The sequence below is a fragment of the Ruegeria sp. HKCCD6426 genome, assembly GCF_057221115.1.
The window spans coordinates 156,899-181,398 of record NZ_JBWVBF010000008.1 but is presented as its reverse complement, the minus strand read 5'-3'; the positions used below and the strand labels follow the sequence as shown (position 1 = coordinate 181,398).

28 protein-coding genes are annotated in these 24,500 nt (G+C 58.1%); 20 read left to right on the top strand and 8 right to left on the bottom strand.

Features of this window, described 5'->3' with window-relative positions; genetic code table 11:
* The first annotated feature begins 58 nt into the window (after positions 1–58).
* The 8 genes from hutI (at position 59) to AC2TDA_RS20125 (ending at position 7,372) form a co-directional block, all read left to right on the top strand.
* Positions 59–1,264 carry an imidazolonepropionase gene (gene hutI, locus AC2TDA_RS20160; RefSeq protein ID WP_480880540.1) on the top strand — a complete coding sequence of 402 codons (1,206 nt, stop codon included), beginning with the start codon at positions 59–61 and terminating at the stop codon, positions 1,262–1,264.
* Positions 1,261–2,796, top strand: coding sequence for a histidine ammonia-lyase (hutH, locus tag AC2TDA_RS20155; RefSeq protein WP_480880538.1), 1,536 nt, complete (start codon positions 1,261–1,263; stop codon positions 2,794–2,796). Before hutI ends, hutH begins: the two co-directional genes overlap by 4 nt.
* Complete coding sequence (gene hutG / locus AC2TDA_RS20150; protein ID WP_480880537.1) at positions 2,796–3,608, top strand: N-formylglutamate deformylase; 813 nt, start codon at positions 2,796–2,798, stop codon at positions 3,606–3,608. The genes hutH and hutG overlap by 1 nt, the downstream gene beginning before the upstream one ends.
* Before the next feature lies 1 nt (position 3,609).
* On the top strand, positions 3,610–5,292 hold the full coding sequence (hutU, locus tag AC2TDA_RS20145; protein WP_480849616.1) for a urocanate hydratase: 1,683 nt from the start codon (positions 3,610–3,612) through the stop codon (positions 5,290–5,292).
* Positions 5,293–5,364: 72 nt separating this feature from the next.
* Positions 5,365–6,243 (top strand): phosphoserine phosphatase SerB, encoded by an 879-nt coding sequence (gene serB / locus AC2TDA_RS20140; RefSeq protein ID WP_480880536.1) that lies wholly within the window; start codon positions 5,365–5,367, stop codon positions 6,241–6,243.
* A gap of 40 nt (positions 6,244–6,283) precedes the next feature.
* On the top strand, positions 6,284–6,613 hold the full coding sequence (locus tag AC2TDA_RS20135; RefSeq protein WP_480849613.1) for an ArsR/SmtB family transcription factor: 330 nt from the start codon (positions 6,284–6,286) through the stop codon (positions 6,611–6,613).
* Positions 6,601–7,029 carry an SRPBCC family protein gene (locus AC2TDA_RS20130; RefSeq protein ID WP_480849611.1) on the top strand — a complete coding sequence of 143 codons (429 nt, stop codon included), beginning with the start codon at positions 6,601–6,603 and terminating at the stop codon, positions 7,027–7,029. Before AC2TDA_RS20135 ends, AC2TDA_RS20130 begins: the two co-directional genes overlap by 13 nt.
* A gap of 22 nt (positions 7,030–7,051) precedes the next feature.
* Entirely contained in the window at positions 7,052–7,372 is a 321-nt protein-coding gene (locus AC2TDA_RS20125; RefSeq protein WP_480849609.1) for a YciI family protein, read from the top strand.
* Between the two features lie 5 nt (positions 7,373–7,377).
* Here the strand turns inward: AC2TDA_RS20125 and AC2TDA_RS20120 are convergent, their stop codons facing one another.
* Positions 7,378–8,376: an asparaginase gene (locus tag AC2TDA_RS20120; protein WP_480880534.1), complete on the bottom strand. Its 999-nt coding sequence runs from the start codon at positions 8,374–8,376 to the stop codon at positions 7,378–7,380.
* Between the two features lie 180 nt (positions 8,377–8,556).
* Here AC2TDA_RS20120 and AC2TDA_RS20115 point away from each other — a divergent pair, with 180 nt between their 5' ends.
* The 5 genes from AC2TDA_RS20115 to AC2TDA_RS20095 all read left to right on the top strand — a co-directional run bounded on the left by AC2TDA_RS20115 (position 8,557) and on the right by AC2TDA_RS20095 (position 12,025).
* On the top strand, positions 8,557–9,090 hold the full coding sequence (locus tag AC2TDA_RS20115; protein ID WP_480880532.1) for an invasion associated locus B family protein: 534 nt from the start codon (positions 8,557–8,559) through the stop codon (positions 9,088–9,090).
* Between the two features lie 172 nt (positions 9,091–9,262).
* Positions 9,263–9,430, top strand: a complete 168-nt coding sequence (locus tag AC2TDA_RS20110) for a hypothetical protein (RefSeq protein ID WP_480849603.1) — start codon at positions 9,263–9,265, stop codon at positions 9,428–9,430.
* 117 nt (positions 9,431–9,547) lie between these two features.
* Complete coding sequence (locus AC2TDA_RS20105) at positions 9,548–9,925, top strand: lysozyme inhibitor LprI family protein (protein ID WP_480880531.1); 378 nt, start codon at positions 9,548–9,550, stop codon at positions 9,923–9,925.
* 79 nt (positions 9,926–10,004) lie between these two features.
* A complete protein-coding gene (gene rlmN / locus AC2TDA_RS20100) occupies positions 10,005–11,189 on the top strand; it encodes a dual-specificity RNA methyltransferase RlmN (protein WP_480849600.1) in 1,185 nt (394 codons plus the stop codon).
* A 221-nt stretch (positions 11,190–11,410) separates the two neighbouring features.
* Entirely contained in the window at positions 11,411–12,025 is a 615-nt protein-coding gene (locus AC2TDA_RS20095) for a cytochrome P460 family protein (RefSeq protein ID WP_480880530.1), read from the top strand.
* Positions 12,026–12,028: 3 nt separating this feature from the next.
* On the opposite strand, the gene AC2TDA_RS20090 is transcribed toward AC2TDA_RS20095, so the two are convergent.
* The 3 genes from AC2TDA_RS20090 to AC2TDA_RS20080 all read right to left on the bottom strand — a co-directional run bounded on the left by AC2TDA_RS20090 (position 12,029) and on the right by AC2TDA_RS20080 (position 15,036).
* The gene (locus AC2TDA_RS20090; RefSeq protein WP_480880529.1) at positions 12,029–13,687 is read right to left on the bottom strand and encodes a U32 family peptidase; all 1,659 of its coding nucleotides are present in this window, start codon (positions 13,685–13,687) and stop codon (positions 12,029–12,031) included.
* Between the two features lie 84 nt (positions 13,688–13,771).
* The gene (locus AC2TDA_RS20085) at positions 13,772–14,116 is read right to left on the bottom strand and encodes a hypothetical protein (RefSeq protein ID WP_480849594.1); all 345 of its coding nucleotides are present in this window, start codon (positions 14,114–14,116) and stop codon (positions 13,772–13,774) included.
* Positions 14,113–15,036, bottom strand: a complete 924-nt coding sequence (locus AC2TDA_RS20080; RefSeq protein ID WP_480880528.1) for a DnaJ C-terminal domain-containing protein — start codon at positions 15,034–15,036, stop codon at positions 14,113–14,115. The genes AC2TDA_RS20085 and AC2TDA_RS20080 overlap by 4 nt, the downstream gene beginning before the upstream one ends.
* Before the next feature lie 160 nt (positions 15,037–15,196).
* On the opposite strand from AC2TDA_RS20080, the gene AC2TDA_RS20075 reads away from it, so the two are divergent.
* Positions 15,197–15,580 (top strand): hypothetical protein, encoded by a 384-nt coding sequence (locus AC2TDA_RS20075; RefSeq protein ID WP_480880527.1) that lies wholly within the window; start codon positions 15,197–15,199, stop codon positions 15,578–15,580.
* Here AC2TDA_RS20075 and AC2TDA_RS20070 read toward each other — a convergent pair whose 3' ends face one another.
* Together AC2TDA_RS20070 and AC2TDA_RS20065 are read right to left on the bottom strand one after the other, a co-directional pair.
* Complete coding sequence (locus AC2TDA_RS20070; RefSeq protein ID WP_480880526.1) at positions 15,581–16,684, bottom strand: cystathionine gamma-lyase; 1,104 nt, start codon at positions 16,682–16,684, stop codon at positions 15,581–15,583.
* A 3-nt stretch (positions 16,685–16,687) separates the two neighbouring features.
* Positions 16,688–17,530, bottom strand: a complete 843-nt coding sequence (locus tag AC2TDA_RS20065) for an LOG family protein (protein ID WP_480849586.1) — start codon at positions 17,528–17,530, stop codon at positions 16,688–16,690.
* 79 nt (positions 17,531–17,609) lie between these two features.
* Here AC2TDA_RS20065 and AC2TDA_RS20060 point away from each other — a divergent pair, with 79 nt between their 5' ends.
* The 3 genes from AC2TDA_RS20060 to dapD all read left to right on the top strand — a co-directional run bounded on the left by AC2TDA_RS20060 (position 17,610) and on the right by dapD (position 20,152).
* Positions 17,610–18,527: a threonine/serine dehydratase gene (locus tag AC2TDA_RS20060; protein ID WP_480880524.1), complete on the top strand. Its 918-nt coding sequence runs from the start codon at positions 17,610–17,612 to the stop codon at positions 18,525–18,527.
* A 44-nt stretch (positions 18,528–18,571) separates the two neighbouring features.
* On the top strand, positions 18,572–19,171 hold the full coding sequence (locus AC2TDA_RS20055) for a GntR family transcriptional regulator (RefSeq protein WP_480880522.1): 600 nt from the start codon (positions 18,572–18,574) through the stop codon (positions 19,169–19,171).
* A 153-nt stretch (positions 19,172–19,324) separates the two neighbouring features.
* Positions 19,325–20,152, top strand: a complete 828-nt coding sequence (dapD, locus tag AC2TDA_RS20050; RefSeq protein ID WP_480849581.1) for a 2,3,4,5-tetrahydropyridine-2,6-dicarboxylate N-succinyltransferase — start codon at positions 19,325–19,327, stop codon at positions 20,150–20,152.
* 133 nt (positions 20,153–20,285) lie between these two features.
* Here dapD and AC2TDA_RS20045 read toward each other — a convergent pair whose 3' ends face one another.
* A complete protein-coding gene (locus AC2TDA_RS20045) occupies positions 20,286–20,804 on the bottom strand; it encodes a hypothetical protein (protein WP_480880520.1) in 519 nt (172 codons plus the stop codon).
* Between the two features lie 351 nt (positions 20,805–21,155).
* Here AC2TDA_RS20045 and AC2TDA_RS20040 point away from each other — a divergent pair, with 351 nt between their 5' ends.
* Positions 21,156–21,500 carry a hypothetical protein gene (locus tag AC2TDA_RS20040; protein WP_480849578.1) on the top strand — a complete coding sequence of 115 codons (345 nt, stop codon included), beginning with the start codon at positions 21,156–21,158 and terminating at the stop codon, positions 21,498–21,500.
* Here AC2TDA_RS20040 and AC2TDA_RS20035 read toward each other — a convergent pair.
* A complete protein-coding gene (locus AC2TDA_RS20035) occupies positions 21,497–22,555 on the bottom strand; it encodes a transporter substrate-binding domain-containing protein (RefSeq protein WP_480880519.1) in 1,059 nt (352 codons plus the stop codon). The genes AC2TDA_RS20040 and AC2TDA_RS20035 overlap by 4 nt on opposite strands.
* Positions 22,556–22,764: 209 nt before the next feature.
* Between AC2TDA_RS20035 and dapE the strand changes: the two genes are divergently transcribed.
* Positions 22,765–23,904 carry a succinyl-diaminopimelate desuccinylase gene (dapE, locus tag AC2TDA_RS20030; RefSeq protein ID WP_480880517.1) on the top strand — a complete coding sequence of 380 codons (1,140 nt, stop codon included), beginning with the start codon at positions 22,765–22,767 and terminating at the stop codon, positions 23,902–23,904.
* 3 nt (positions 23,905–23,907) lie between these two features.
* Positions 23,908–24,483, top strand: a complete 576-nt coding sequence (locus AC2TDA_RS20025) for a TIGR04282 family arsenosugar biosynthesis glycosyltransferase (protein ID WP_480880516.1) — start codon at positions 23,908–23,910, stop codon at positions 24,481–24,483.
* Positions 24,484–24,500: the final 17 nt, after the last annotated feature.

Sequence of the window (24,500 nt, the reverse complement as noted above, 5' to 3'; positions counted from 1 at the left end):
TTAATTGATTACCCGTATACGAAAAATTCACAGCAAGGGGGAGTCCAAAAGAATCGCCATGACAAAAAAATCCGTTTTTTGCTGCAGCCGACTGGCCACTATGGAAGGCGCAACGCCCTATGGTCTGGTCGAAAACGCCGCAATTGCAGTTGAGGATCAGACGATTGTCTGGGTTGGAGCGCGATCAAACCTACCTGCCTCATACGCAGGCTGGTCGGTTGTGGACTTTGGCGAACGTCTTGTGACTCCGGGGCTTATCGATGCTCACACCCATGTTGTTTTTGGCGGAAACCGAGCCACAGAATTCGAGATGCGGCTGAACGGCGCCACATACGAAGAAGTTGCTCGTGCGGGTGGCGGCATCCTGTCCACGGTCAATGCAACACGAGCTGCGGCCGAGGACGCACTGCTGGCCGACGCATTGCCGCGTGTGGACGCCTTGCTGTCCGAAGGTGCCAGCTGCATCGAGATCAAGTCGGGTTATGGGCTGGATGTCGAGACTGAGCTGCGAATGCTGCGCGCCGCGCGGTGTGTCGGCCAAGAACGCCCGATCAGGGTCAAGACCAGCTTTTTGGGCGCCCACGCCGTGCCACCCGAATACACGGGGCAGCCGGAAACTTATATTGATGAGGTTTGTATTCCGACCCTGCGCGCAGCTCACGCGGAAGGGCTTGTGGATGCGGTCGACGGGTTCTGCGAGGGCATCGCTTTTGACCCTAACCAGATCGCCCGAGTTTTCGACGTGGCGCAAGAACTGGGCCTGCCGGTCAAACTCCATGCCGAACAATTGTCTAATCTAGGTGGAGCCCGGCTTGCAGCTTCTTACGGAGCGCTTTCTGCGGATCATATCGAATATCTCGACGAAACCGGTGTGGTGGCGATGTCCGAGGCCGGTACCGCTGCGGTTCTGCTGCCGGGGGCGTTTTACACATTGCACGAAACTCAGCTGCCACCGATTGACCTCTTGCGCCAGCACGGTGTTCCAATGGCGCTGGCAACGGACTGCAACCCGGGCTCATCGCCGCTGACATCCTTACTGCTGACGATGAACATGGGATGCACCCTGTTCCGCATGACGCCCGAAGAAGCGCTGGCGGGTGTCACCCGAAACGCGGCTCGTGCGTTGGGTTTGACCGATGTCGGAGTGATTGCGCCGGGCCAACGGGCTGATCTTGCAGTGTGGGACGTCGATCAGCCAGCCGAGCTATCCTATCGCATCGGGTTCAACCCGCTCTACAAACGTATTTTCGGAGGCGTCGAATGAGTTCGCTGACACTCAAACCGGGCGATGTTTCGCTGGCGCAGTTGGCAGACATCTACCGGCACGAAACCCCGATCGTGCTGGATGAAACCTGCAAATCGGCAGTTGAAGCCGCGGCGCGCCGAATCTCCGAGGCCGCTGCCGGGGCTGCGGCGGTATATGGTGTGAATACCGGCTTCGGCAAGCTCGCCAGCCACAAGATCGCACCCGAGGATACCTCGACCTTGCAACGCAACCTGATCCTCAGCCATTGCTGCGGGGTTGGAGAGGCGGTGCCGCGACGGTTGGCTCGGTTGATGATGTCTCTCAAGCTGCTGTCATTTGGGCGCGGCGCGTCCGGCGTGCGGTGGGAATTGATCGAGCTTTTGCAGCAGATGCTGGCGCGCGGTGTCACGCCGGTCATCCCGGCTCAAGGCTCAGTCGGCGCATCCGGGGATCTGGCGCCTTTGGCGCATATGACTGCCGTTGTGATCGGCGAAGGTGAGGCCGAGGTGAACGGTGCGATCCTACCCGGTGCAGATGCTCTGAAGTCCGCTGGCCTTACTCCGATCTCCCTTGGCCCAAAAGAGGGGCTGGCCTTCATCAATGGTACCCAGTTTTCAACTGCCTATGCCTTGGCCGGACTGTTCGAGGCATGGCATGCAGCGCAGAGCGCGCTGGTGGTATCGGCCATGTCGACAGATGCCATCATGGGCTCGACCGCGCCATTGCAACCCGAGATTCACGCTCTGCGTGGACACCGCGGCCAGATGGATGCAGCCAGCGCCATGCGGGCCACATTGGCCGGATCGGTGATCCGGGAAAGCCATCGCGAAGGAGATACGCGGGTACAGGATCCGTATTGCATTCGCTGCCAGCCCCAGGTCACGGGTGCGGCCATGGACGTGATCCGACAGGCGGCGACCACACTGACGACAGAGGCGAACGCAGCCACTGACAACCCTCTGGTTTTGTCCGACCCCGAGGCTATCGTATCTGGCGGTAACTTTCATGCCGAACCCGTTGGCTTTGCCGCGGATATGATCGCGCTGGCGATTTCAGAGATCGGGGCCATCGCTCAACGGCGTATTGCACTGATGGTCGACCCGACACTCAGCTTTGATCTGCCGCCGTTCCTGACGCCCAATCCGGGTTTGAACTCCGGCCTGATGATCGCCGAGGTCACTACCGCTGCGTTGATGAGCGAAAACAAGCACTTGGCTAATCCGTGCGTAACCGACAGCACGCCGACCTCGGCCAACCAGGAGGACCACGTGTCAATGGCTGCTCATGGTGCGCGGCGTCTGGCGCGAATGGTGGACAACCTGAACTACATTCTGGGTATCGAGCTACTGTGTGCGGCGCAGGGCGTCGAGTTCCGTGCGCCATTGCCCACAAGCGATCCGTTGCAGCGTGCCATTGCGTGTCTGCGTAGTCATGTTCCGGCCCTTGGTGACGATCGTTACCTCGCCCCGGAACTCGAAGCAGCCCGTACGCTGATTGCCAGCGGAGATATTCTCGACGCGGCTGGTGTAGAGATGCCCGGGTTGTTCTGATGCAGGTGTTCGATGTCCAGCGCGGTGACGCACCCATTGTACTGGGGCAGCCCCATGGCGGTACATTTGTTCCCGACCAGATCGCGGGCCGCCTGAACGACAACGGGCGCGGGCTGGCGGATACGGATTGGCATATCAACCGGCTGTACGACGGGCTGAGCGATGCTACGGTCGTTCAGTCGCATGTGCATCGTTACGTGATTGACGCCAACCGCGATCCGGCGGGCGTTTCGTTATATCCCGGCCAGAACACCACGACATTGGTGCCGTTGACGGATTTCGACGGTAAGGCGATCTGGGCAAACGGGCAGGAGCCTTCGACGGACGAGATCGAAGAGCGTCGTGAGAAATTTCACGCACCCTATCATGCGGCTCTGATGCAGGAGTTGCAGCGGGTGCGGGACAAATACGGCGTTGCGATCCTGTTTGACTGCCATTCGATCCGCTCGAACATCCCGTTTTTGTTCGAAGGCGAATTGCCCGTGTTCAATACCGGCACCAATCTTGGCGTTACGTGCCATCCGCTGATCGAACAAAACGTCGATGACATCGCGCGCGATGCCGAGGGTTTGGCATCCGTGCTAAACGGGCGTTTCAAGGGCGGGTGGACGACGCGCCACTATGGCCGCCCTGCTGACGGCATTCATGCGATCCAGATGGAAATCGCCCAGCGATCATACATGGACGAATCCCCGCCCTGGGCGTGGCGCGATGACCGCGCAGACATCCTGCGCCCATATCTCAAGACAATGCTGACACGCCTGACCGATCTCGTCTTGTCGGGTGAATTGACGGAAAACAAGGAGCCCTGACATGAGCGATCCGCGCAAGAACACCCGCGATATCTTTCCGCCCACCGGGCCTGAGCTGAACGCCAAAAGCTGGGTAACCGAGGCGCCCCTGCGGATGCTGATGAACAACCTGCACCCGGATGTGGCTGAGAACCCGCACGAACTGGTTGTTTATGGTGGCATCGGACGTGCGGCCCGGACGTGGAATGATTTCGATAAGATCGTCGCCGGTCTGAAAGACCTTGAAGAAGACGAAACGCTTATCGTCCAATCCGGTAAACCAATTGCGATCATCCGCACGCATAAGGATGCGCCTCGGGTGCTGATAGCGAACTCGAACATCGTGCCGCATTGGGCCAATTGGGACCATTTCAACGAGCTCGATAAGAAAGGCCTGATGATGTACGGCCAGATGACGGCCGGTTCGTGGATCTATATTGGCACGCAGGGCATCGTTCAGGGCACCTATGAGACCTTCGCCGAGGCCGGTCGTCAGCATTATGGTGGCGACCTGACCGGTAAATGGATTCTGACCGGCGGTCTGGGCGGTATGGGCGGCGCACAGCCTCTGGCCGCTGTGTTCGCCGGAGCCTGTTGTCTGGCGGTCGAATGTAACCCGGATTCGATCGATTTCCGTCTGCGCACCAAATATCTGGACGAAAAGGCGGAAACACTGGACGAAGCGCTTGAGATGATCGACCGCTGGACCAAGGCGGGTGAAGCAAAATCCGTGGGTCTGCTGGGCAACGCGGCTGAAATCTTTCCCGAGATTTATGCGCGCATGCAAGCCGGCGGCATGCGTCCTGATATCGTTACTGACCAGACCAGCGCGCATGATCCGATCAACGGCTACCTGCCTTTGGGCTGGACGATGGCAGAGTGGCGGGACAAGCGCGAAAGCGATCCCAAGGCCGTTGAAAAGGCGGCGCGTGCTTCGATGAAGCAGCACGTGGCGGCGATGGTTGATTTCTGGAACGCGGATGTTCCCACACTGGACTACGGCAACAACATTCGACAGGTGGCGCAGGATGAGGGGTTGGAGAACGCATTTGCGTTCCCGGGTTTTGTTCCTGCCTATATCCGTCCGCTGTTTTGCAAGGGCATCGGCCCGTTCCGCTGGTGTGCCCTTTCCGGCGATCCCGAGGATATCTACAAGACCGATGCCAAGATGAAAGAGTTGTTCCCCGAGAACGAGCACCTGCACCGCTGGTTGGACATGGCACGCGACCGCATTGCGTTTCAGGGCCTGCCGGCGCGTATCTGTTGGATCGGACTGGGCGACCGGCACCGGGCAGGGCTGGCCTTCAATGAGATGGTCGCCAATGGCGAGCTGAAAGCGCCGATCGTCATCGGACGGGATCACCTGGATTCAGGCTCGGTCGCCAGCCCGAACCGTGAGACCGAGGCGATGTTGGACGGATCAGACGCGGTGTCGGACTGGCCGCTGTTGAACGCTCTGATCAATACCGCCAGTGGCGCGACCTGGGTGTCGCTGCACCATGGCGGCGGCGTGGGTATGGGCTTCAGCCAACATGCGGGTGTAGTGATCTGTGCCGACGGAACCGAGGACGCTGCGCGACGGTTGGAGCGGGTGTTGTGGAATGACCCGGCCTCAGGTGTCTGGCGCCATGCGGACGCGGGGTACGATATCGCCAAAGATTGCGCGCGCGAACATGGTCTGCGTCTGCCGGGCATTCTGGGCTGACCCGCATCAAACTGTCTCTGGCGAAAATGCTGCACCTGCGATATGCGCAGGTGAGCATGCCGGAGGTCAAAAATGTACGTTGCCACTTTGCTAACTAATCCGAATGCGCCGTCTTTGGACCTGGCGCTGATCGAGTCGTTGCGCAACGCGTGGGGTGGCAGTGAAATCGTCTGGCTGTGCCCGGACGAAGCGGCAGAATTCACGCTGACAGATGTGCCTGGCAATCGATGGGACACCTGGGCCGATTTGCAGCAGATGGGCGTGGACCTGATCGTGCAGCCTGCCGAAGGGCGCCGCAAGAAGATGCTGTTGGCGGATATGGACAGCACCATGATCCAGCAGGAATGCATCGACGAACTGGCTGATGAGGCCGGCGTCGGCGACAGGGTCAAGGACATTACCGCGCGCGCAATGAATGGTGAGCTGGATTTCGAAGGCGCACTGACCGAACGCGTCGGCCTGCTGAAAGGTCTGGACGAAAGCGTGATCGGTAAGGTCCTGAACGAGCGGATCACTTTGATGCCCGGCGGTAAGGCGTTGCTGGCCACGATGCGCGCCAACGGGGCTTACGCTGCGTTGGTATCCGGGGGTTTCACCGCGTTCACGGCTCGGGTTGCCGAAGAACTGGGCTTTGATGAAAACCGGGCCAATACCTTGCTGGCAGAAGACGGTAAGCTGAGTGGCGAGGTTCATCGCCCAATTCTTGGACGACAGGCCAAGATTGAAGCGCTCGAACAGATATCGACCCGTCTTGGCATTTCAGAGGCAGATGTGATTGCAGTTGGGGACGGTGCAAACGATCTGGGTATGCTGGGCCGGGCCGGGACGGGCGTAGCGCTGCACGCCAAGCCCTCCGTCGCAGAAAAATGCGATGTTCGGGTCAATTTCGGAGACCTCACCGCCTTGCTGTATCTACAAGGGTACAGCCGATCGGAAATCATTCCGTCCTGAGGGGCTTTTCATAATTTAACTTATGTGTTAAATAGGTGCCATGAACACACTTCTGGCTGCCTTCTCTGCGTTGTCCGATTCCACTCGTTTCTCGATTGTCGAACAGTTGATGGAGCGAGGGGAGCTTCCCGCGGGTGACCTCATCGAAGGTAAGGGAATCTCTGGTGCCGCGGTATCGCGCCACCTGAAAGTGCTGCGCGAGGCAGGATTAGTGCAGCAGCGCGTTCACGGCACACAGCGGATGTATTCGATTCAGCCCGACGGGCTACGAGCGATCGCAGAATGGACGATCTCGAAACGGCAGTTCTGGGAAGCGAGTCTGGATCGTTTGGGCGATATTCTGGAAAGGGAAAACTCATGGCCGACTTGAAGTTGGAGCGGGATTTCCCCGTCAGTTCCGAGATCCTTTTTACCTGGATCAGCGACGGAGCAAAGCTGTTGCAGTGGTGGGGGCCTGAAGGCGTCCGCGTACCCGAGCACAATCTGGATTTCTCGCGTCTTGGGCCGTGGTTTTCGGTAATGCAGAACGCTGAAGGTCAGCAATTCAAGGTGTCGGGCCACGTCACGCATGTTGATCCGCCCAAGTCCGTCGGATTTACCTGGGCGTGGCATGATGACAACGATCAGCGTGGACCTGAAAGCCATGTGATTTTGTCCGTTGCTGCAACGGAGAGTGGTTCGCGCCTTGTGCTGGATCACCGCGAACTTGCTGACGCCGAGGCCGCTGCAAACCATGAGCAGGGTTGGACATCGTCGCTGCGCAAGCTTGAGGCGCGGTGCAAATGAGTTTTCATTAGGGAGAAGCGAAATGCCGCAATTTTTATTTGTTTATCACGGCGGTCATACCCCAACCGATCCGGCTGAAATCGAAGCGACCATGGCCGCTTGGGGCGCATGGTTCCAAGGCATGGGCGATGCACTGGACATCCCCGGAAACCCGGTCGGTCAGTCCTATACTGTCAGCGGCAGCGGAGTTGTTGACAACGGCGGTGCAAACCCGGCCTCGGGCTTTACCGTCATCAAGGCGGACAGCATCGATGCGGCGACAGAGATGGCCAAGGGCTGCCCGATGGTTGTCAACGGGTCAGGTTCGGTCGAAGTGGCCGAGGTGCACGAAATCGAGATGTGACGCCCTTAGCCGGGAAACCCCGGTGCCGGTCTGATCACGCCGCATTCCAGCCCGCGACGGCTGTATTGCGTGGCGTTCATGAACTTGCGGGTGGCGGGGTGTTCGGCCTCCAGTACGCCAAGGCTCACCAATAGGGATGCAATTGCGCATTCACTGGCCCGGGTTGTGCCGTCGGTGATCTTTAGTGCGATGCCCATCCGCTTTTCCGGAATTATGGCGACAAAGACGGCCTCGGCGCCTGTCTTGATCGCTGCGCGCCCATTCATGGCGCGCATCAGCTCGGTGCATGCACGGCTTTCTCCGGCGACCAGCTCGGGGTGTTTGACCATGGCAGCGGTAAGCAGTTGGGCTGCGTCGCTGGCGCGATCAGACCGATCAGCGGACGAAGCAAACCAAGCCATCGAACGTGCAAGCCCCGCCAATGAGGTTGCAAAATTCGGTGCAGAACAACCGTCGATCCCATATGCCGGGCTGGTCTCACCCGTGGTTTCTTCGATCGCGGACAAGCAGGCCTGCTGCACAGGATGGTCGATCTCCAGGTATTCAGGGCCTGCACCCATGTGCTGCGCTACAGTCAGAAATCCGCAATGTTTGCCGGAACAATTATTATGAATCTGACAAGGAGTGTCGTCTGCCAGGATCAGCCCGTCACGTGCCGCCATGTCCGATGGTTCCTGCGGGCCGCAACGTAGGTCGGGTTCGGTCAGGCCAAGATGGTCCAGCCATGCCGAAACGCGTTGCGTATGAATTGCGGCCCCACTGTGGGACGCGCAGGACAGAGCCAGGTGTTCAGAGTTCAGCCCGTATTTTGCCGCCGCGCCCGTGGTGATTAATGGTAAAGCTTGGATCATTTTGGCTGAAGAGCGGGGGTAGATCACCGTGTCCGGATCGCCCCAACTGCGCACGATCTGACCGGTGTCATCACAGATCACCGCATGGCCCAGATGTAGACTCTCAAGCAAGGGGCCACGCCATAGTTCTGTCATTGGTACCGGCTGCGTCATCTGGACCCCCTGCGTTATGCGCAAAATTCTGCCAATCGCTCTTTCGCCTGTGGCGAAACCTGCGTTAGTGTGTGTATGTCGACAATCATCGGGATGCGCAACTTTCGAAAGACGAACCGGCAGGGTTCGCAGCGATTCACGATGGGTATGAGGTATAGGTCGAGCTAGGAGGCTGGACAGATGGGATCAAAACTTGTCCGTGTGATCGCGGGTCTGTGCATGGCAGGGATGGCCACAACAGCAATCGGCCAGCAGGCGACAAGCACCAACCGGGTCGCAGCCAAGACCGACTGGAGCGTTTTCGTAGAAGATGATCCCACCGAATGTTGGAGTGTTTCTGCGCCCAAAGAAACCGTCAATACGCGTGGTGGTCGCGTCGTTTCGGTGCGTCGCAGTGATATCCTGTTATTCGTGTTTTACCGTCCAAATGCCGAGGTTAAGGGACAGGTGACCTTTACCGGCGGCTATCCTTTTGCGGCGGGTTCAACTGTGAATCTGGTCGTCGATGGCAGCGAGTTCGAACTGTTCACCGATGGTGAATGGGCCTGGCCAGCAACAGCAGCCGATGATGCAAAGATCGTCACGGCGATGAAACGAGGAACCGAGGCTGTTCTGACAGCGCGGTCCGAGCGCGGCACACAGACCAAAGACACATTCTCGCTTCTGGGTTTCACTGCAGCGATCGAAGATGCTGAAAAACGCTGTACCAACTGACAGGTACAACTCTTTTTAAAAACCCCGCCAAAGTGTCGGGGCTTTTTTTGACTCCAGCCTAAAGGAATTGCGGCCTACGTTACGCGACGTCTGCTCTCGTGTTTGATCCGTGTCAATGCACTGCCTCTTGGTTTTTGAACTAATCAGTTCAGAAGCAAGAGGAGCCAATAAGATGTTGAACAAGACTTTTACAGCGTTGCTGATGATCTCTGCGGTGTTGTTGAGTGCCTGTGAAAAAAGTGCCGATACCTACCCCGTAAGTGGTGAGCAGTGCGGACCGGAAGACCCGGTCAAGAAGCTGGACGCGGCGGATTGCTACATCCCACCTGCGGTCAATTAATTCACTAGAACCTGCCGCGGCGGTCCTGCTACCGCGGCACTCCCCTCTGTTCGCGCAGGTCTTATCAGCGTGGTAGGTTAGATTGAAGGATTGACCTAACCTATTGGAGGGCTGGCAATGCGCTGGGCTTTTGTTGCAGTTTTCTTTCCAATTGCCGCGATGGCTGACCCAACGCTGGAATGCTTCGATTCCGGTTCTCAGGTTGAAATCGGGGCGTGCGTTTCGAAAATGGAAGAACGCGTGAACGTCGCTGTTGAAGAGAGCTACTCATTCGCTGTCGCAGCAGCCAAAGAGCTCGACGAAGTGACCGGACGGGTCGAGGCTCAACCTGCTTTGGAGGCCGCGCAAAGCGCTTGGATGGCTTATCGGGATTCGCAATGCGAAGCGATAGGCGCCTCATACGGTGGCGGTTCCGGCACAGGTATCGCAATTACATCCTGTCGGGTTGATTTGGGTCGAGCCCGCGTGGATGAACTGCTGCGTTTTGCAAATTAGCCCGCACGAATTCTTTTGATCTTTGCGCGCGTTCCTATATAGAGGCGCATCCCAAGCCAGAATCCTTCGAGATACGCCCATGTCGCCCAAAGCGCCGATCACCCAAGACGTTATGACCATCCCCCGCAAATTGCCTGAGGGGAAGGTGAACCTTGTCGGCCTGACACGCGACCGTCTGCGCGAAGTGCTGATCGAACATGGCACGCCCGAGAAACAGGCCAAGATGCGCACCGGGCAGATATGGCAGTGGGTTTATCAGTGGGGCGTGCGCGATTTTGCCGAGATGACCAATCTGGCCAAAGCCTATCGCGCGCAGTTGGCTGAGAGTTTCGTTATCGAAATCCCCGAGGTCGTGACACGTCAGGTATCCGAGGACGGCACGCGCAAATATCTGGTGCGGATCGCCGGCGGTCACGAAGTCGAGGTGGTTTACATCCCCGAGGACGACCGGGGCACGCTCTGCATCTCATCTCAGGTGGGCTGTACGCTGACCTGCTCTTTCTGTCATACCGGAACGCAGAAACTGGTCCGCAACCTGACGGCGGCAGAGATTGTCGGGCAAGTGATGATGGCCCGCGATGATCTTGAGGAATGGCCGATCCCTGGCGCGCCCAAGGATGAAACGCGCCTGTTGTCGAACATCGTTCTGATGGGCATGGGTGAGCCGCTCTATAATTTCGAAAACGTCCGGGACGCCATGAAGATTGCGATGGACCCCGAGGGGATTTCCCTGTCCCGTCGCCGTATCACCCTGTCAACTTCGGGTGTGGTGCCGGAAATCGCACGCACGGCCGAGGAAATCGGCTGCCTGCTGGCGATTTCGTTCCACGCCACAACAGATGAAACCCGCGACGTTCTGGTGCCCATCAACAAGCGCTGGAATATCGAAGAGTTGCTGCAGGCACTGGCCAGCTACCCCAATGTGTCGAACTCGGAACGGATCACCTTTGAATACGTGATGCTGGATGGCGTAAATGACAGCGACGCGGACGCGCATCGTCTGATCGACCACATCAAGCGCCACAAAATCCCGGCCAAGATTAACTTGATCCCGTTCAACGAATGGCCCGGCGCGCCGTATAAACGCAGCTCGAATAACCGTATTCGGGCTTTTGCGAACATCATCTATCAGGCGGGCTATGCCTCACCCATCCGCAAGACGCGGGGCGAGGACATCATGGCGGCGTGCGGGCAGCTGAAGTCGGCCACGGAACGTGCCCGGAAATCCCGCAAACAGATCGAATCCGAGGCAGGATTGGGGTAGCGCCCCCGGTGATGCACGATTGCTGTGATTTATTATTGAATACCTGTCTATTGGTGCTTTGACTTGGTATGCTTTGACAGGGTCAAAACACCCCTCAAATTCGCGCACAAGGCAGTGAGATTGTGATCAGGGTCATAGTAAGTTCTTTCAAGACCGCTATCCTGTATTCGCGATATTGAGGCAGCTTTCAGGCGAACCGTACAAACGGATGGGCCATAACAATGATATCAACACGTATACAGGTAACAGGGGCGCTGGTTGCTTTGATGACCTGTGCCTCGGGTTTGATAGCACAGACAACCGACAGGGATGCGCATCTGGCGATCGAAAACCCGGCTGATTTGTCCAAGGACGAAGCGCAGGAGCATTACCGCTCGCTGACAAAACGCATGGCGCGAGGCTATGCGACGTCGCAGTTGGATTTGATCCTCAATTACCAGAACTGGCCGTTGTTCAACGATGCCCCTTACATTTCAGCCACGCATGGGCAGCGTTACGTCAACAGCTACGCCAATCGGATGGCACATAATTACGGCACGCTTGCCGAAGGCGAGGTGCTGCCGATGGGATCGGTTTTGGCTAAGGACAGCATGACCGTAACGGATGAGGGCAACATTCACCCGGGCGCCCTGTTCGTGATGGAAAAACTGTCGGCGGGGGCCAGCCCCGACACAGCCGATTGGCGCTACATCATGGTGATGCCCGACGGCTCGTTGTTCGGCGACACGATGGGCAGCCGCGCAGGTGCTGTGGCCTATTGCCATGAGTGCCACGAGGCCGTCGCGGACCGGGACTACACGTTTTACGTTCCTGAGGAATACCGCTTGGGCAACTGATCTTCAGGCCGTTTGGTCAGGTAATTTCAATTCGGTCGCTTCGCTGCGGCTGAGTTGCTCGCCCTGTTTGCGTTTCGACAGCACCTCGCGGGCGAGGGCGTATTTCTCATCCTGCCAGAAGATCAGGCAGCCGTTACACCCCTTGCCGCAGCATCCTTCGGTGCCAATGCGATTGGTTTTGAAACGGCGTTCGTTGCCATCTTCGCCGATCTTTTCCACCAGCGCGTCCCGGCGGCGGGCATAAGCGGTCGGATTGTCCCGGCCCGAAGTCTCCAGCCCCTGCACCAGCTTGTCGAACCGGATGCGGCTCCAATGTTCGTCGGTCAGGGCGCGTTCCTTGCGCAAGACGGAATAGACGGGAAAACGGGCGCGCAGATCGTTGATATCCTCGTGGTCGAACAACGTGAAAGGCAGGCGGATGACGGTTTTGGTACTGCCATGCACCACATCCAACCGCGCCCCGTCCGAAGCGCGTTCGAAATCGTAGACCCGCAGCAGCACTGTTTCGCGGGATATGGGTGACACGAAATCCAGCACGTCACCCGGTTCCAGCTTGTTCTTCACTTCAACCAGAAACGCGTCATTGGTCACTTCGGTGACAATGCCCGCATATTCCCATTGTGCGATTGCCGCGGTGTGTTCGTAATCATGCGCGTAGTTGGTCAGCCGCCCTTCGTGGAAGGCCAGCGTGTATCCTCGGTTTCCAACGGTCTCAAGCTCTCGCATATACGGTTTGGGATCCCAGTTCTCGGGGTCCGCGTGATAATCATCAATGGCCATACGATAGGCGCGGGCGACAATGGCGGCATAGTATTCCGACTTGCCCCGCCCTTCGACCTTGAGACTGTCGACGCCGATCTTCAGGTATTCATCCAGTTTCGGCATGATGCACAGATCGCGCGAGTTCAGGATGTATGAGCCGCGATCATCCTCTTCGATAGGCATCAGATCACCGGGGCGGCAGCCTTCTTCCAGCAGAAACTCGAACAGATCGGAGTTTTCCTCGGTGATGCGGAGTTCCTGATGCGTGCCGTCCTTGAGGCGCAGTTTCACCCCGTAGTTCCAGCGGCAGGAATTAGCGCAGTTGCCCTGATTCGCCCCACGCTCGGCCATGAAATTCGACAGCAGGCACCGGCCCGAATAGGTCATGCACATGGCGCCGTGGACAAAGGCCTCAAGCTTGATGTCGGGGCACTTCTCGCGGATTTCGACCAGTTCAGGGTAGGATACCTCGCGGGCCAGAACTACAAGTTCGGCCCCTTGGTCTTGCCAGAACTTCACCGACAACCAGGAACAGATATTGGCCTGGGTCGAGATATGCAGCGGCAGTTCCGGCGCGCGTTCGCGGACATATTGGAACACGCCGGGGTCGGCGATGATCAGCCCGTCTGGCTGCACCTTGCGCACCGTGTCGATATATTCGTCCAGCTTCGGGATGTCCTTGTTGTGCGAAAACAGGTTCAGCGTCAGATAGGCCCGCCGCCCGTGCTGGTGGCAGAACTCGACACCTTCGATTACCTCTTCAAGCGAGAACTCGGATTTCGTGCGCAGCGACATATCAGGCGTGCCGAGATACACCGCGTCGGCCCCGTAAAGGACGGCGAGTTTCAACTTGCGCAAATTGCCTGCAGGCATCAGCAATTCGGATCTGGACTGGGTCATGGGCGTACCGGGTTCTGGATCAATGGGGCCTTCTACGGCAGTTCCACCGAGTCCAAAAGGGCAAACCTGCCATGCGCTGAAGCGTCAGCTGCGACGGAACCGTGCTGTTCCGATGATCTCGATCATTTGCTTGCGCACCGGTTCCGGCTGCGCGTCCACCGCGTTCAGAACTTCGCGAAGCTCGGCCCGCAGGCCGTGCATCTGGTCGATCAGAGAGATCATCATCGACAGGGCGTCAGCCTCCATGTCGTATTGGTCATGCAATTCGCAGGCCAGTTCCAGCCGGGCGACGTCCAGCGATTGATACGTCAACCCCTGATCGGATTGCTCCGGGATCACGATCTCGGCCGCCAGGTATTCTGTCAGCCGGTCCGAGGTCAGGCGGGTAATTTTTGCGATCAGTTCCTCTTCTGTCAGATGGCGGGTCATGACGGCATTCCTTTGCGCGGATCATAGCGGTGCGTTTCGCGCCATGTTTCCATGAATTGCTTCAAGTCTTCGTCGATCTGGTCGGGCATGGTGACCGTCAGTTCGATCAACTGATCCCCTCGATCGGACGATCCGCGTTTCTTAACGCCCTTGCCGCGCAGGCGCAGGGTTTTGCCGCTGCTGGTGCCTGCCGGAACAGTTACGTTCACGCCACCATCAATTGTGGGGGCGGCGACTTTGCTGCCCAAAATCGCCTCATCAATCGTGATGGGCAGCGTGATGTGGATGTCATCCCCCTGTCGGTCAAACACGGGGTGTTTCGCGACCGAGATAGTGACGAGCGCATCGCCCGGCGGCCCCTCGCCAAAACCTGGAGCCCCTTTGCCACGCAACCGGATTGTCTGGCCGTCCGTAATACCTGCCGGGATCTTGACCTCGATCCGGTCTCCATCGGGCAAAGTCAGCTTTTGGCTGGCCCCAAAGACAGCGTCCAGAAAACTGATCTGCAATGTGTAGCTGCGATTGTGGCCCGGTGCGTGAAATTCATGCGTGCGCTGCTGACCATGACCGCCACGGCCACGCATGAATTCGGCAAAAATGTCAGACATGTCGTCGGGGTCGCCATAGGCCGCGCCGGATCGATAGGGGTTCCCTGCGGCTTCGGCATAATCCCGGTAATACTGCTGCGGCCGTTCCTGACCCGAAGCGTCGATTTCGCCATTGTCATAGCGTGCCCGGGTTTCCGGGTCTTTTAGCAAATCATAGGCAGCAGCGGCGGATTTGAACTTGGCTTCTGCTTCGGTATCCCCGGGTTTCAGGTCTGGGTGACATTCCTTGGCAATACGCCGATAGGCTTTCTTGATCTCGGCATCGGTTGCGTCTTTGGCGATGCCGAGGGCGGCATAGGGATCGTCGCTCATCTCACCTCTCGCGGATGTGGGCAGGTCTGATCTTGATGAATGTGTTTTATCATGCGATTTCAACCGGTCAAAAGGAAGAGGTATTTGAAATCTCTCGCCAAATCACGATGACCTGATAATATCTGCATTTATCGAACTGATAACTGATGGAGATCGCCTCATGTCGCGCAGAATCAAGTCCGCTCTGGCCCTGCTGGCCGGTAATGCCATCGGGTTACTGCTTGCGTCGCTGCTGCTGTCGGGGTTTGCGATCAAGCCGATCTCGTTCATCGTTGTGGTGATCGTCTTTACCGTTGTTCAGGTGGTGGCCGAGCCTTTGATCCTGAAGCTGGGCGAAAAGAAAGCGCCCGCTCTGAAGGGCGGGATCGCGTTGATTGTGACGTTCGTCGGATTACTCGCGACAGACCTGATTACTGCAGGGCTGACTGTTGGCGGTATATCCAACCTGCTGGCGGCGACCTTGCTGGTCTGGCTGGGGTCGTTGATCGCCAGCGTCGTGCTGCCGATCTACGTGTTCAAGGAACTGCGTGACGCCAAGAAATAGCTAGTTCAGAGCGTTGAGGCTGGCCTCGATGGCCTGCCAAAGCTCTTCGACAGGTTCGCAGCCAACCGACAAACGGACAAAGGCCGGGTCGACATCGTCGCCCCAACGCGCACGCCGCTCGGCTGAACTGTGGACGCCACCAAATGACGTGGCCGGGCGTAGCAGCGGGCAGGAGTTGATGAACCGCTCTGCCATTTCCTCGGAGTTCAGGGTGAGACTCAGGAGAAATCCGAAACGTGCGGTCTGAGCTTTGGCCAATGCGTGCGCTGGGTCATCTGGCAAGCCGGGGTATCGTACTTGTCTAATGGCCTCATGCACCGCCAGTCGCTCGGCGAGTATCTGTGCCGATGTGCACATGCGGTCAAACCGCACATCCAACGTTTCCAGCCCCCGATGCAGCAACCAGGCTTCGTGCGGGCCGGGGATCGACCCGGACACCTTTCGCCATTCTTCGATACGCTCCATAATCTGGTCATTGCGGCTGGCCACGTGGCCCATAAGCATATCGGAATGCCCGCCCATCGCCTTGGTATCGGACGACACGACCACGTCGATGCCCAGATCCAGCGGGCGTTGGCCCAGCGGCGTCAAGGTCGTGTTATCGGCTATGGTCACGCCCCCGGCGGCACGCACCTGTTGTGCCACTGCGGACAAATCGATCATGTCCAGACCAGGGTTCGAAGGGCTTTCGACAAAAACCACGTCGAATCCTTCAAAGCCGCCCTCTGAAAATGTGGTGGTGGGGCGTTCCTCGACCACCACGCCGAGGCGCGACAGGAAACGGTCCGCCAGCAGGCGCGTGACATAGTAGCCGTCCGACGGGATCAGCAGACGCGAACCGGACTGAGCGGTGGCAAACAGTGCCGCCGAGATCGCCGCCATGCCAGAAGGAAAGCTAAGGCAAGGCGCGTCTTCCAGATGCGACAGCACATGTTCCAAATGCACCCATGTCGGATTGTCGACGCGTCCGTAAGTGGCGTGACCGTCAGGCGCGCCCGGCAGGTGGAACATGCTGCTTTGGGTCAGAGGCAGTGCGACCGGCTCGCCCTTGTTCAGGGCGTTGCCGCGCAGGTGGAGCATCTCTCCGGTCTTAACCGTCGTCATCGCTCAGCGCCCCGGAATTTTATCGCGCGGCGGGGCAGGTTCCCAGTTTTCGATAATCTCAACCGCCTCTTGCGCGGTATCCACAAAGCGGAACAGGTCCAGATCCTCATCCGAGATGGTTCCGGCGTCGGCCAGCGCCTCCCAGTTGATGACTTTTTCCCAGAACGCGCGCCCGAACAGCAGGAAAGGTACACGTTCCATCCGGCCAGTTTGGATCAGGGTCAGGGACTCGAACAGTTCGTCCATCGTGCCGAACCCGCCGGGGAAGATGGTGATGGCACGGGCGCGCATCAGGAAATGCATCTTGCGGATGGCGAAGTAGTGAAAGTTGAAGCTGAGATCCGGCGTCACATAAAGGTTGGGTGCCTGTTCGTGCGGCAGCACGATGTTCAGGCCGATGGAGCAACCGCCCGCGTCCTGTGCTCCTCGGTTTCCGGCTTCCATTACCCCGGGACCGCCGCCGGTGACGATCACATTCTCGCGGCACCCGGTCTCGTTCGATTTCTCGGTCATGAGACGCGCGAACTCACGAGCTTCGTCGTAATAGGCCGAAAGACTCGCCAGAGTTTCCGTCCGTGCGGTGTGCTTCTGCGAAGGCTCGGGAATGCGCGCTCCGCCGAACATCACGATGGTCGAGGTGATCTCACGCTCGCTCATGATCATTTCGGGTTTCAGCAGTTCCAGTTGCAAACGCACCGGGCGCAGTTCGTCCCGGCACAGGAAATCGTCATCGGCAAAGGCAAGGCGATAAGCCGGTGACCGCGTCTGTGGCGTATCTGGCACTTCGCTTGCGGTCGAGCGATCGGTTTGCGCGTCGCGGAACGGGCTGAGGCGGTCTTCTCTCATAGTTGAAGTATCCCTGCTTGCGTGTTTCCCAAACAGCTATAGGGTTCGTGGGCAGAGTGCCAGTCACGGAAAGACAAGAATGAATTGGAAGACTGAAATATCGGCAGCGACAAACCGCATCGACGGCCATGCGCAAAAAACGCCGGTTATGGAAAGTGGCGTTTTGGGGCTGGAATTCCCGGTTGAGATGAAGTTGGAGCATTTGCAGCATACCGGCAGCTTCAAGGCGCGCGGGGCATTCAATACTTTACTCAGCATGGATGTGCCCGAAGCAGGCGTCGTGGCCGCGTCAGGTGGCAATCATGGTGCGGCGGCGGCTTACGCTGCGCGGGCATTGGGGCACCCGGCCAAGATTTTCGTGCCTGAACTCGCCGGGCCGTCCAAGATTGGTCTGATCGAACGAATTGGCGCAGATCTTAGTGTCGTTCCGGGCGAATATGCCAATGCGCTGACGTTGGCGCAGGCGCATGAGGCAGAAACCGGCGCAATGCAAATCCACGCCTATGATGCTCCGGCCACCGTGGCCGGGCAGGGTACGTGTTTTGCGGAATGGGATGCGCAAGGCCTGCAGGCGGACACTGTCCTTGTTGCCGTTGGCGGCGGAGGTCTGATTGCTGGCGCGCTGGCCTGGTTCCAGGGCGCCCGCAAGGTTGTCGCGGTCGAGCCCGAGACCTCCTGCGCGTTGAATGCGGCGCTGCAAAAGGGTGAGCCGATTGACGTGACAGTGTCCGGCATTGCGGCGAATGCGCTGGGCGCACGGCGGATCGGGAATATCTGTTTCGGTTTGGCGAAAGGAATGACCTCGGTTCTGGTTCCGGATACGGCTATCGCTGCTGCACAGACGACGCTCTGGCAGGCCCACCGCATTCTGGTTGAACCAGCGGGCGCAACAGCTTTGGCCGCGTTAATCTCGGGTGCGTATCTGCCCGAACCGGGTGAACGCGTCGCAGTTTTGGTATGCGGCGGAAATATTGCCCCTGACCCCTTGGACGGGTGAATTATCTACTTGTGGAAAAAGGTTGCGCTTTTTATCTATAATCCATGAGCGCGACCATTGCCGACACGATCTACGAAAAACTGAGCCAGCAAATTGTCACCGGCGACCTTGTGGCCGGAGAGAAGCTGCGCCAGGACCATATTGCCCGCAGTTTCGAGACAAGCCATGTGCCCGTGCGCGAGGCATTGTTGCGACTTGAGGCGCACGGGCTTGCCCAAAGCGAGCCCCGGCGCGGTATGCGCGTAACCGCTCTGGACCCAGCCGAAGTACGCGAAGTGACCGAAATGCGGGTAGCACTGGAATCGCTGGCGTTGCAGCATTCGGTCCAGAACATGACACCTGCAGCCCTGAAGCTGGCGGATGACGCCCGGATCGCCTGCGACGCGGCGGACAGCATGCCGCTTTGGGAGGCGCGGAACCGTATTTTTCACCGGACCATTCTGACGCCCTGCGCATTGCCGCGCCTATTGCACACGATCGACGATCTTCACATCGCCGGCGCACGGCACTTGTTCGCGCATTGGCGGCCGAAATGGGTGCAGCGCGTCGATACCGATCATGCGGCCATTGTGCAGGCCCTGAAGAACAGGGATTCCTCGGCTGCAACGTCGATTCTGGTGCGCCATATCCGTCGCGCCAGCTAAAGCCGTCCTTCGTCAGATTCTCGCAATTCATATACTGTGCAGGGCGCAGGCAGCATGTTGGCGTAAAAAGGGTCCTCTGCGTCGCATTGCGCCCTGAGTCCTGCTTGCGTATAGGCCAAACCAACGTGAACAGATTCTGTAGGGAGTAGCCCCATGTCCAACGCGCAATTGGAAGCCGCAATCGAAGCCGCCTGGGAGGCACGCGACACGATCACCCCAGCCACCACTGGTGAGCAACGTGAGGCGATCGAGGATACGCTGAATGCTCTGGACAGCGGGTCGCTGCGGGTGGCGGAAAAGCAGGCCGATGGAAACTGGCACGTGAACCAGTGGGCCAAAAAGGCAGTTCTGCTGGGCTTTCGCATCAAGGATATGGAAATCCAGAAGGGCGGTCCGCAAGACGGCGGCTGGTGGGACAAGGTCGACAGTAAGTTCGCAGGCTGGGGTGAAAACCAGTGGCGTTCCGCAGGTTTCCGTGCGGTGCCGAACTGCGTGGTCCGTAAGTCTGCCTATATTGCGCCGGGCGTTGTGTTGATGCCGTCCTTTGTCAATCTGGGCGCCTTTGTGGACGAAGGCACCATGGTGGATACCTGGGCTACTGTGGGGTCTTGCGCACAGATCGGCAAGAACGTTCACCTGTCCGGCGGTGTCGGTATCGGCGGTGTGCTCGAGCCGATGCAGGCCGGCCCGACCATTATCGAGGACAACTGCTTCATCGGCGCGCGGTCCGAAGTGGTCGAGGGCTGTATTGTCCGCGAGGGCTCGGTCCTGGGAATGGGTGTCTATATCGGCAAATCCACCAAGATCGTCGATCGCGAGACCGGCGAAGTGACCTATGGCGAAGTGCCGCCTTATTCCGTAGTGGTATCGGGCTCGATGCCGTCAAAGAATAACATCAGCCTCTATTGCGCGGTGATCGTGAAGCGTGTGGACGAGAAAACCCGCTCGAAAACCGGCATCAACGAGTTGCTGCGCGACTGATAATTTAGACAAAAAAGAAAAGGCCGGAGCGCGCAGCCCCGGCCTTTATAACGATTAGCGAAGGATGGAAGCAGATCTTAGCTTTTCTAAGCTCTGATCAGGCGGCCTTGCTGAAAACAATAACCACTTTCGGTTAGCGGTCTTCGCCTGGGCGTTCTACTTCTTCTCTCTCTTCTTCAGATTCCTCGGATTTCTCGCTTTCCTCGGATTCTTCGCTTTCCTCTACTTCTTCATCACCTGAACGACCTTCGCGCTCGGGTTCGTTTTCACCCTTGGACTCGTTTTCACCTTCGGACTCGTTTTCGCCCTCGGACTCGTTTTCACCCTCGGACTCGTTTTCGCCCTCGGACTCGTTTTCGCCCTCGGACTCGTTTTCGCCTTCGGACTCGTTTTCACCCTCGGACTCGTTTTCGCCTTCGGACTCGTTTTCACCCTCGGACTCGTTTTCGCCTTCGGACTCGTTCTCGCCTTCGGACTCGTTTTCACCCTCGGACTCGTTTTCGCCCTCGGACTCACCTTCGTCCTCGGACTTTTCGCCGTCTTGTGCGTAAGCGGCATCAGGGGAGAAAACAGAAAGAACGACCGCTGCGGGGGCCAGAGCCAACGCGAACAAGCTCGCTACAATAGTTAGGAATTTGGACAACATACTCATCTAACTTCCCTTTTCGAAAAAATGTCAATTTGCAGTGAGGGGCATTCTAGATTTTGTTGATTTCACCACGTAACGGCTTGGAAAGGCTGTGTCGTGGTAAGCCAAAACTCGCGCAGTGACAGCAGATTCATCGGCTGTTTAACGCCGTTTTCAACCTGTCGGATTCTTGCTGGAGGAGGCTGTCAATCCCTTGGAGAAAACTTCACCAATAAAGTGTGTCCATTTTGCACAGATCAAAGTGATGATTCACTGCTCGCTTTGCCTGTGAAACGAGGTTTTGGCGAATCGATGCAGCTAGTTAGATAGGTGAATGAGTTGACCAAGTACTGTTCCGCACGTAAGGCAGGCTGCATGGAAAAGCAGAAGAAACCCTCGCGCCAGCAGGTCTACACCTTGTTGGTTCAGATTGGCCGCAAAGACGGCGACGGCTTGCCTGAAGGGGCGACCGGAGCGGCGCTGATGTGTTTCGCCTCAGGCGTGGACGAAGCCGAGGCCGTACGCGAGACAGTGGCTATTCTGAAGCAGGCCGATACCGCGCCTCTGGATGTCACCGGCTATGGCACATTAGCCGAACGTGAAGCGCAGGGGCACGACATCGATCCCGATGAACGCGCACTGATGCAGCGGGCGTTGGACGAAAACGCGGTTATTGTCGCACAGATGACACCGTTTTTCGGCGACGAGGAACTGGCTTAGTTCCGAACTCCGAACCACTTGCGGTAAATTTCGTCATAGGTGCCGTCTTCTCGCAGGGCCAACAGGGCCTGATTGACGTCTTCGACAAGGGGTGATCCGGTCGGGAAAGCGACGCCATAATTCTCACGCAGGAAAACACCGCCGGTCATGGACGCGAACCTGCGCCCTTCATGAGACGCGAAATACGACAGGATCGGGGCGTCAAACACAACAGCGTCCAGCTCCTCTTCCCTAAATGCCGTTAGCAGGCCATCCAGGTTGTCATAGCCGGCAAACTCGACCTCACGACGGGTCAGAAAGCTGGCTGCGGTCGAGCCCGAAATGGTGCCGACTTGTTTGCCGTAAAGGTCATTGACTGAATTCACGTTACCGCTGATCGCATCCACCGTCATGACCGAGGTGATACGGGCAGTAAAAACGGACACGATGAACAGCGACGACACCACCAGAACCACCCCCAGCAGACGCCCGAACGGAGTGCGTGGCATGCGTTCTTCGAACCCGCCGTTTACGACCAGATTAAGCGCCCACCAAAACGACGGGAACCAGGCCTCGTTGAGCTTGCGGTCAAAGTAGGGCTGTGCGCGACGCTCGAAACCCCACATCAGCATACCGCCGCCAAGCAGGATGGCGAAGGCCAGGCCGATGGCGATAAACAGTTCTCGTGACAGAAGCGCCTGCAGCAGCGATGGTCTGCGCGCCGCTTCCGAGGGGACCATGATCTGCAACCCGGCCTCGAAAATTGGCTGGCTGAAATCCATCTGGGTTTCACGCGCTGCAGTGATCGAGATATTCGCAATCGCCAGATCGGCGGTGCCGTCGCGCACGGCGGTCAGCATGTCACCGAACGCCTCGACCCGGTTGAGGGTGTAATCCCAGCCCAATGCCTCGGACAGCGCCTCGAGCAAATCCATCGAAAAACCGGTCTCAGCCCCGTCTTCAACATAGGAAAACGGTGGGCGGGTCACGGTGGTGACCGTAAGGGACTGAGCCTGGCTTTGCTGTGCAAAGACCGCGAAAGTCAGGCAGATCAGAGCGAAGAGGGCACGCATCATTTTTCAATTTACCTGTTTCGCGGCGCTGTAACGCAATTGCGGGTTGCGCGGCAAGGTAGTCGCGGGGTCATCTTGGCTGTTTTATTGGCGTACCAATACGAAACAAGAGCAGGTCTGTCATAAGATTTTGGCCCTCCGGGGTTGGCAATTCGGCCAATTCGTTGAATCTGTGCGCGAACCAAGGCCAGAACAAAACCTAGAGGTATCCCATGACCGATCCCGTCGAGCTAACTGCAGATCTGATCCGTTGCCCTTCGGTCACACCTGAAGAGGGCGGTGCGCTGGTCCTGTTGGAGCGACTTTTGTCCGGGGCCGGGTTCGAATGCTCCCGTGTGGATCGCGGCGGCATCGCCAATCTGTTCGCACGTTGGGGGCAAAAGGGGCATGCGCGCAGCTTTGGGTTTAATGGTCACACTGATGTTGTTCCGGTTGGGGATGAGGCTGCCTGGACCATGCCGCCTTTTGGCGCCGAAATCCGCGAAGGGGTGATGTACGGTCGGGGAACGACGGACATGAAATCGGGAGTGGCCGCTTTTGCTGCGGCCGCGATTGACTTTGTTCGCGAAACACCTCCGGACGGGGCCATAATCCTTACGATTACGGGTGATGAAGAAGGCGATGCGCTGGACGGAACAACAGCTTTACTGGATTACATGCAGCAATCGGGTGAACGCATGACCGCCTGCCTGGTCGGTGAACCCACCTGCCCAAGTCAAATGGGTGAGATGATGAAGATCGGGCGCCGCGGCTCGATGACTGCTTGGTTCACGATCACCGGTGTGCAGGGACATTCGGCCTATCCGCACCGGGCAAAGAACCCTCTGCCTGCGTTGGCACGATTGATGGATCGCCTGGCCAGTCACGAGCTGGACCGAGGAACTGACCATTTCGACACATCCACTCTGGCTGTGGTGACCATGGACACAGGCAATCCTGCGACCAACGTCATTCCGGCACAATGTAGTGCAGCCGTTAATATCCGGTTCAATGATCTGCATTCCGGTGCAAGCCTCAGCGATTGGCTGAATGCCGAGGCTTCGAAGGTCGCAGATGAGTTCAGCGTCAAAGTCGATACGAAAATCAAGATATCGGGTGAAAGTTTTCTGACGCCACCCGGTGAACTGTCCGACCTCGTGGCGCGCGCGGTGCAGGCTGAAACCGGTGTGCAACCCGAGATGTCGACAACCGGAGGAACCTCGGACGCGCGATTCATCAAGAACCACTGCCCCGTAGTTGAGTTCGGGCTGGTCGGCCGCACCATGCATCAGGTCGACGAATGCGTCGAAATTGATCAGATACGGCAACTCAAGACCATCTACGCACGCATCCTGGCGGATTATTTTGCCTGATCCATGCAGCGCACCCTTATTATTATGGTCAAGGAACCTCGGCCGGGGCGCGTCAAAACCCGGCTTGGGCAGGAAATAGGTATGACCGGTGCAGCCTGGTGGTTTCGGCATCAGATACGATCACTGATCCGGCGGATGCGTGATCCGCGTTGGCAGGTCCTGCTGGCCGTTTCGCCTGACAGGGAAGGTTTGAACAGCCGGTTTTGGCCTGCCGACATTCCGCGTGCCGCACAGGGTCAGGGCGACCTGGGCCACCGCATGGGGCGAATGTTGCGTGCGGCGCCCAAGGGGCCCGTCTGTCTGATAGGCGCGGACATCCCGGGCATCACGCGCGACCATATTGCGAAAGCCTTCAAGGTGTTGGGCAGCGATCAGATGGTGTTTGGACCTGCAGTGGATGGGGGCTACTGGCTTGTTGGGGCGCAGCGCTATAGTGCTCTGCCGTCTGGAATGTTCGGCAATGTGCGATGGTCAACGGAACATGCGCTGGCTGACACGCTGGCTTCGGTTCCGGATAGCCGGGTCGCTATGTTAGATCACTTGCACGACATCGACACGATGGCCGATTTGAAAACCTGACCTCAGGTGCCGCTTTT

Coding starts and splice junctions, on each gene's coding strand:
- hutI (WP_480880540.1), top strand. CDS start 59: ATGACAAAAAAATCCGTTTTTTGCTGCAGCCGACTGGCCACTATGGAA.
- hutH (WP_480880538.1), top strand. CDS start 1,261: ATGAGTTCGCTGACACTCAAACCGGGCGATGTTTCGCTGGCGCAGTTG.
- hutG (WP_480880537.1), top strand. CDS start 2,796: ATGCAGGTGTTCGATGTCCAGCGCGGTGACGCACCCATTGTACTGGGG.
- hutU (WP_480849616.1), top strand. CDS start 3,610: ATGAGCGATCCGCGCAAGAACACCCGCGATATCTTTCCGCCCACCGGG.
- serB (WP_480880536.1), top strand. CDS start 5,365: ATGTACGTTGCCACTTTGCTAACTAATCCGAATGCGCCGTCTTTGGAC.
- AC2TDA_RS20135 (WP_480849613.1), top strand. CDS start 6,284: ATGAACACACTTCTGGCTGCCTTCTCTGCGTTGTCCGATTCCACTCGT.
- AC2TDA_RS20130 (WP_480849611.1), top strand. CDS start 6,601: ATGGCCGACTTGAAGTTGGAGCGGGATTTCCCCGTCAGTTCCGAGATC.
- AC2TDA_RS20125 (WP_480849609.1), top strand. CDS start 7,052: ATGCCGCAATTTTTATTTGTTTATCACGGCGGTCATACCCCAACCGAT.
- AC2TDA_RS20120 (WP_480880534.1), bottom strand. CDS start 8,376: ATGACGCAGCCGGTACCAATGACAGAACTATGGCGTGGCCCCTTGCTT.
- AC2TDA_RS20115 (WP_480880532.1), top strand. CDS start 8,557: ATGGGATCAAAACTTGTCCGTGTGATCGCGGGTCTGTGCATGGCAGGG.
- AC2TDA_RS20110 (WP_480849603.1), top strand. CDS start 9,263: ATGTTGAACAAGACTTTTACAGCGTTGCTGATGATCTCTGCGGTGTTG.
- AC2TDA_RS20105 (WP_480880531.1), top strand. CDS start 9,548: ATGCGCTGGGCTTTTGTTGCAGTTTTCTTTCCAATTGCCGCGATGGCT.
- rlmN (WP_480849600.1), top strand. CDS start 10,005: ATGTCGCCCAAAGCGCCGATCACCCAAGACGTTATGACCATCCCCCGC.
- AC2TDA_RS20095 (WP_480880530.1), top strand. CDS start 11,411: ATGATATCAACACGTATACAGGTAACAGGGGCGCTGGTTGCTTTGATG.
- AC2TDA_RS20090 (WP_480880529.1), bottom strand. CDS start 13,687: ATGACCCAGTCCAGATCCGAATTGCTGATGCCTGCAGGCAATTTGCGC.
- AC2TDA_RS20085 (WP_480849594.1), bottom strand. CDS start 14,116: ATGACCCGCCATCTGACAGAAGAGGAACTGATCGCAAAAATTACCCGC.
- AC2TDA_RS20080 (WP_480880528.1), bottom strand. CDS start 15,036: ATGAGCGACGATCCCTATGCCGCCCTCGGCATCGCCAAAGACGCAACC.
- AC2TDA_RS20075 (WP_480880527.1), top strand. CDS start 15,197: ATGTCGCGCAGAATCAAGTCCGCTCTGGCCCTGCTGGCCGGTAATGCC.
- AC2TDA_RS20070 (WP_480880526.1), bottom strand. CDS start 16,684: ATGACGACGGTTAAGACCGGAGAGATGCTCCACCTGCGCGGCAACGCC.
- AC2TDA_RS20065 (WP_480849586.1), bottom strand. CDS start 17,530: ATGAGAGAAGACCGCCTCAGCCCGTTCCGCGACGCGCAAACCGATCGC.
- AC2TDA_RS20060 (WP_480880524.1), top strand. CDS start 17,610: ATGAATTGGAAGACTGAAATATCGGCAGCGACAAACCGCATCGACGGC.
- AC2TDA_RS20055 (WP_480880522.1), top strand. CDS start 18,572: ATGAGCGCGACCATTGCCGACACGATCTACGAAAAACTGAGCCAGCAA.
- dapD (WP_480849581.1), top strand. CDS start 19,325: ATGTCCAACGCGCAATTGGAAGCCGCAATCGAAGCCGCCTGGGAGGCA.
- AC2TDA_RS20045 (WP_480880520.1), bottom strand. CDS start 20,804: ATGAGTATGTTGTCCAAATTCCTAACTATTGTAGCGAGCTTGTTCGCG.
- AC2TDA_RS20040 (WP_480849578.1), top strand. CDS start 21,156: ATGGAAAAGCAGAAGAAACCCTCGCGCCAGCAGGTCTACACCTTGTTG.
- AC2TDA_RS20035 (WP_480880519.1), bottom strand. CDS start 22,555: ATGATGCGTGCCCTCTTCGCTCTGATCTGCCTGACTTTCGCGGTCTTT.
- dapE (WP_480880517.1), top strand. CDS start 22,765: ATGACCGATCCCGTCGAGCTAACTGCAGATCTGATCCGTTGCCCTTCG.
- AC2TDA_RS20025 (WP_480880516.1), top strand. CDS start 23,908: ATGCAGCGCACCCTTATTATTATGGTCAAGGAACCTCGGCCGGGGCGC.